We start from the raw sequence: 761 nt of genomic DNA on the forward strand, positions 1-761 counted from the left end.
ATCGCCCGCGTCGAAGGGACCGACCGGACCCCGGATCACGAGTTCGGCGCGGCACAGCTCCGGGTTCGCGACGCTGGACAGGTCTATCTCCGCGACGGTGACGTCTTCGACGGGGTCGCCCTCGCGCTCGACCGGGGTCGTCGCGGCCTCTTCCAGCCGCTCGATACCGAGTACGTCGTACGCGTCGTCGGTCGGGAGGTAGCCGCCGTCCGGCCCGGCGACCCCCTCGACGAGTCCGAGCGTCCGGAGGCTCCCCATCCGGTTCCGGACCGTCCCCGCGTTGCGGTCGATGGCGTCCGCGATCTCTCGACCCTGTACCGGTGCCTCCCGGCCCTCCGAGAGGTTCACGAGCGCGGTGAGCACCCGTTTCTGACTCGAACTCAGACGAATTCCCGACATGTACGGATTGAAGCGCATTTGACTGATAAATGTTCGTATATAGCGACATTATATTCTTAGAAAATTCTTTGTACGACATACTTTTCAACAAACGTTGCTAAATACGGCGCAATTTCTTCGAGATGAGAGATCGGTCTCCGTGACGGGAGCATTCTCCGAGACACTGTTATTATGCCGGATAGAATAAGACGAAAATCGACTGAAAACGAGAGATAATTCTGTTATGAGATACAAACGTACTAATTCCTTATACCATCTACACCGCAAGTATTTACCAGCCCGACCGGAAGCGGCGGGCGACAGATGACGATCCAACGCGACGCTCGCGACCGCCCGCAGAGACGCGCCCGTGCTCCGCGAGG

At 58.9% G+C, this 761-nt stretch carries 1 protein-coding gene; it reads right to left on the reverse strand.

The annotated features are described in order from the left end of the window. A partial coding sequence (locus EXE44_RS17485) for an Rrf2 family transcriptional regulator (protein WP_137718013.1) occupies positions 1–399 on the reverse strand: 399 nt, incomplete at its 3' end. Between the last annotated feature and the right edge of the window lie 362 nt (positions 400–761).

This window comes from Halorubrum sp. SS7, assembly GCF_005435055.1.
Classification (GTDB): Archaea; Halobacteriota; Halobacteria; order Halobacteriales; family Haloferacaceae; genus Halorubrum; species Halorubrum salinarum.